Below are 5,278 nucleotides of genomic sequence, written 5' to 3' on the forward strand. Positions count from 1 at the left end.
AGACGATGCTCATAACCCTAAAAGGATGAGCAATTTGGTGGCGTATTCTGCCTTAGGTCCCATACGCTGGCAAAAGAAAAAGCAGTATGGAAAACGGAATGTCTCAGAGAATGCGATGCACCGTTACAAAACAATTATAGGCCCCAAATTACACAGTAGAGACTTTAACAATCAACAACAGGAAATGATGCTAGGCGCATCAATATTGAATAGATTTACCCAGCTTGGTATGCCCGAGAGCTACCGAGTCGCCTGATGGCATCAAAAGACAGAGTGGGTTGAGTACGGAAACAAAGCCGATGACGTCTGGATTCGTTGTCTTTGTAAGGCATGATTTTTGAACTGGACACGAAGATAGATGGCAAGGATAAAGTAAGGCACGCTCAAATCAAAATTGACGATTTTATGAGCGCGTCAACAAAGCCTCGCCGAAGCCTATTGACAAAACAACTAACTGGCAGCTGTACCATCAAACTGAGATCTCGCTGTTTAGGTCTAAGCTAAACAGCGGACACAAAAAAACGAACCAATAGGCTCGTTTTTTGCAATTTATAAATTGGTTTAAACCGTTTTAGCGATAAAGCCTAGCTTCTTACCGACCCAAGCGAGAAGCAGCATCGCGATAATAATCGCAAAGAAATTCGACCCTGCCTCTGGGTATTGTGCTTTCACAAAAGCCGCGTGACCAAATGCCCCCACAAAGAAACAAGCTAAGCCTACTAACGGAATATCTTCAGAGACAGGGTTAGTTAGGTATTCTTGATACAGCGCTTGTACAGCTAAAACTAAAGCAATCAGCGGAAAAATAGAGAAGCCCACTTCGCTCATTGTTACCCAAGATAACAGTGCATCCCCACACACTCCGGCAACAACAGCAAGCACGAGTGTTTTTCTTTCAGAACTGCGGTTCACTGTATGGCTTTCATTCGACATTATTCAATTCCTCCTTTTAACCGGTTACGTTCACGTTCTTTACGATACCAAAAAGCCCCTTTGGCCATCATTCTTAATTGCATGATCAAACGTTCAGCCAATTCATCTCGCTGACGTCGTTCTAAATCTAATGCTTCAGCCCCAGAGTTGAAGACCAAAATAACGGAGGCTTCAGCTTGAGTAAAAGCTTCGTCTCGTGTCATACCCGTCGTGATCAAATATTCAGTTAGCTCTGCAGAGAAGTGCTGTATCTCACGAGCCACTGCAGTACGAAACTCAAATGAAGTTCCCGAACGCTCTCGTAATAACAGTCTAAATACGTTTGGGCTGCTTTCTATAAATTCCATAAAGGTTTCAACCGATGTTCGAATGACACTGCCTTCTGTGACTATCCGCTGCCTAGCTTGACGCATTAACTGGCGCAATAGTAAGCCACCTTCATCGACCATGGTTAAGCCCAGCTCATCCATATCTTTGAAGTGACGATAAAAGGAAGTCGGTGCTATTCCAGCCTCACGAGCAACTTCTCTCAAGCTGAGATTGGAAAAACTACGATCGGCACTGAGCTGACTAAATGCTGCATCGATTAAGCTGCGACGAGTTTTTTCTTTTTGCTGTGCGCGAATGCCCATTGGTTTCATACTTTATCAAACTCTTCTTTTACAGCCTAAACAGGCATACCTAATACTCTATTCAATATAACGCGAATCGCTTATTTATATAAGGTACTCTGGTCATATAAGACACCCAGTACGCCTCTTCGTTCACATTGCTACGTAAATAGGTTCGAAGAAAACCGCCCTGTTTCTACACGGAGACTGAGAGTCAAACATCATATCAAATGACCTTTTTTCTATACTATGGCGTGATCCCACCGACTCTCTGATGCCCTTTTCATGTACCCAAGAACAGAATCAGTTAAAATCTCGCTACAGCAATGTTAATCAAACATAACAAGGAAGATATCTATGCCGCACTCCAACCACTTTGATGTGATCGTAATTGGTAGTGGCCCCGGAGGAGAAGGGGCTGCGATGGGATTAACCAAAGCCGGGGTGAACGTTGCCATCATTGAAAAAGAGAGCAGCGTGGGTGGTGGTTGTACTCACTGGGGAACGATTCCTTCAAAAGCACTGCGTCATGCCGTCAGTCGTATAATCGAATTCAACAGCAACCCACTGTTTTGTCAGAACAACAAAAGCATTCACTCAACGTTTTCCAACATTTTGAGCCACGCGAAATCGGTTATCGATAAACAAACGCGACTGCGCCAAGGCTTCTACGACCGCAATCAGTGCACGCTGGTATTTGGTACTGCACGTTTTATCGATACCAACACTGTCTCGGTAATGCAAAGCGATGGCACTGAAGAACAGTATAGTGCAGACAAATTTGTTATCGCGACAGGCTCTCGCCCTTACCAACCGGATAACGTCGACTTCCTGCATGAACGTATCTACGACAGTGACTCGATTCTTTCTCTTAAACACGACCCTCAACACATCATCATCTATGGTGCTGGCGTTATTGGTTGTGAATACGCGTCGATTTTCCGCGGTTTGGGCGTAAAAACCGATCTGATCAATACTCGTGACCGCCTGTTGTCATTCCTAGACAATGAAACCTCAGATGCACTTTCTTATCACTTCTGGAACAGCGGTGTCGTGATTCGCAACGATGAAACCTTTGAGAAAATTGAAGGAACAGACGATGGTGTGATCATTCATCTAGAGTCAGGCAAAAAAATGCGTGCCGATTGCCTTCTGTATGCTAATGGCCGAACGGGTAACACCGATAAACTGAACCTAGGTGCGGTTGGCTTAGAAGCGGACTCTCGTGGACAAGTATCAATCAACACCAACTACCAAACCAATGTTGACCATGTTTACGCTGTCGGTGATGTGATTGGCTACCCTAGCCTAGCAAGTGCTGCTTATGACCAAGGTCGTTTTGTGGCTCAGGCGATAGTGAAAAGTGAAGCTGAACGCCCCCTTATCGAAGACATTCCAACCGGCATCTACACCATTCCTGAAATCAGCTCCGTGGGTAAAACAGAACAAGAGCTGACGGCTGCTAAAGTGCCGTATGAAGTAGGACGTTCTTCATTCAAGCACCTAGCTCGCGCTCAAATTGCGGGTAAAGACATTGGTAGCTTGAAGATTCTGTTCCATCGTGAAACCAAAGAGATTTTAGGTATCCACGTGTTTGGTGAGCGTGCTGCTGAGATCATCCATATCGGACAAGCGATTATGGAACAGAAAGGCGAAGCAAATACCATCGAGTACTTTGTGAATACGACCTTTAACTACCCAACGATGGCGGAAGCTTATCGTGTTGCAGCACTCAACGGACTTAACCGTTTATTCTAGATGAAGAGTCAATAGAAGTATTTGACCACCCATAGGCCAAATGCATAAACAGCAAGCCATGCGCTTGCTGTTTTTATTTAAGATATTGAATAGTAGAACATTGATAGTAATTAGATCATGATGTTCTAAATAACCTTTTACCTGTACAACCTCATTTATTCTTCCGAGAACAGAGCCCCCAGAGCTAAGCGAGAAACTTCCCCCTCTTCCACTGAGAAACAAACAAAACGCCAAGACCAATGCCACGCATTGCCATAAAGCTCAACATCGCTAGCCATAGTGCATGGTTCTCTAAACCGGATGCTAAATAGAAAATCGCGAAGAAACTGCAGGTCGCAACAAACATACTATTGCGCATATCCTTGCCCTTGGTGGCCCCAACAAAAATACCATCCAACAAGAAGCACCACATAGACACCAATGGCATCGCAATCAACCATGGCAGATACACCTCAGCCTGACTCTTAACATCTGGAATTGTGGTGATCATATTAATTAAACTAGAGCCAGCAATGGCGAACGCTATGGTCAGAACCAAACAAATATTGAAGCTCCAGAAAAAAGTACCAATCAATGACTGGTTCAGTTCTTCTTTATCTTTCGCACCAATTGCCTTACCGACCATCGCTTCCATGGCATAGGCAAAACCATCCATCCCATAAGAGATGATCATCAAGAAACTCATTAACACTGCATTGGCCGCAACAACATCATCGCCAAAGCTTGCACCTTGGAAGGTCATGAAAGTGAACGTCGCTTGTAGGCACAATGAACGAAGAAAGATATCGCGATTCAGTTTTACGAAGCGACTCAAACCTTGGCGAGTTTTCTTAAGTAGATCCCATGGCGATGGTAACTGTTTCTTCGCCCAGATTCGGTAAACACAAATCAAGCCAAATGTTAGACCGGCATAATCAGCCATCACAGATGCCACTGCTGCACCTTCCACTTGCCACCCCAAGCCAATAACAAAAACGATGTCCAGAACGATATTGGTGATATTGGTGATGATCACCATCCACATTGGCGCTTTGGCATTTTGAGTCCCGAGTAACCAACCTAAAATGACAAAATTAGTCAGCGCGGCAGGTGCACTCCAAGCGCGGATTGAGAAATATTGCTGACCATAGTGCTTAACTTGATCACTGGCGCTACTCAATGAGAAAACGAAATCGGCGACTAAACTGTGTAAAAGCAAAAAGACACCAGCAAACCCTAAAGCCATGGTCACGCCTTGCATAAAAACTAAGCCAAGCTGCTTGCCATCATTCGCGCCATAAGATTGTGCGGCTAGCCCAGTTGTCGACATACGCAGGAAACCAAGCAACCAAAAAGTCACACTGATCATGGTGCCACCCAGCGCCACACCGCCTAAATACCAAGAGTGCTCTAGGTGACCGATAACCGCAGCATCGACTAAGCCCAGCAGTGGAACAGTAATATTAGAGAGAACCATCGGGATCGCGAGCAACAGCACTTTTTTGTGCATCGCCTGATTGGATAGCGTTTGAAAAATAGTTTGGGTATTAAATAGCTTCACGATCACCTCTTAGATTGGAGGCGATAGTTTAACCTAGTGGGTGGTCTTTCTCTATGTTGCAAAAGTTTACTTATGGCGAGAAGTCTATTTAGCAGCCGAGTCACGAACACAGCACTATCATCACGACCGATAATGGAAGGGCTTTGTTTCCGTACTCAACCCACTCTGTCTTTTGATGCCATCAGGCGACTCGGTAGCTCTCGGGCATACCAAGCTGGGTAAATCTATTCAATATTGATGCGCCTAGCATCATTTCCTGTTGTTGATTGTTAAAGTCTCTACTGTGTAATTTGGGGCCTATAATTGTTTTGTAACGGTGCATCGCATTCTCTGAGACATTCCGTTTTCCATACTGCTTTTTCTTTTGCCAGCGTATGGGACCTAAGGCAGAATACGCCACCAAATTGCTCATCCTTTTAGGGTTATGAGCATCGTC

General features: G+C 44.7%; 4 protein-coding genes and 2 pseudogenes. 2 read left to right on the forward strand and 4 right to left on the reverse strand.

What is annotated here, in order from left to right:
- Nucleotides 1-256 (forward strand): annotated as a pseudogene (locus L4B77_RS19345) (IS5 family transposase); the annotation flags it as partial.
- Between the two features lie 305 nt (nt 257-561).
- Here the strand turns inward: L4B77_RS19345 and L4B77_RS19350 are convergent.
- A complete protein-coding gene (locus L4B77_RS19350) occupies nt 562-933 on the reverse strand; it encodes a YijD family membrane protein (RefSeq protein WP_261838364.1) in 372 nt (123 codons plus the stop codon).
- Nucleotides 933-1,574, reverse strand: coding sequence for an HTH-type transcriptional repressor FabR (gene fabR / locus L4B77_RS19355; RefSeq protein ID WP_261838365.1), 642 nt, complete (start codon nt 1,572-1,574; stop codon nt 933-935). The genes L4B77_RS19350 and fabR overlap by 1 nt, the downstream gene beginning before the upstream one ends.
- 327 nt (nt 1,575-1,901) lie before the next feature.
- On the opposite strand from fabR, the gene sthA reads away from it, so the two are divergent.
- Entirely contained in the window at nt 1,902-3,302 is a 1,401-nt protein-coding gene (gene sthA, locus L4B77_RS19360; protein ID WP_429752451.1) for a Si-specific NAD(P)(+) transhydrogenase, read from the forward strand.
- 184 nt (nt 3,303-3,486) lie between these two features.
- On the opposite strand, the gene dinF is transcribed toward sthA, so the two are convergent.
- Nucleotides 3,487-4,842: an MATE family efflux transporter DinF gene (dinF, locus tag L4B77_RS19365; RefSeq protein ID WP_429752453.1), complete on the reverse strand. Its 1,356-nt coding sequence runs from the start codon at nt 4,840-4,842 to the stop codon at nt 3,487-3,489.
- 181 nt (nt 4,843-5,023) lie between these two features.
- A pseudogene (locus L4B77_RS19370) lies at nt 5,024-5,278 on the reverse strand (IS5 family transposase); the annotation flags it as partial.

Origin of the sequence: Vibrio minamisatsumaniensis (assembly GCF_050337445.1) — a bacterium.
GTDB lineage: Bacteria > Pseudomonadota > Gammaproteobacteria > Enterobacterales > Vibrionaceae > Vibrio > Vibrio artabrorum.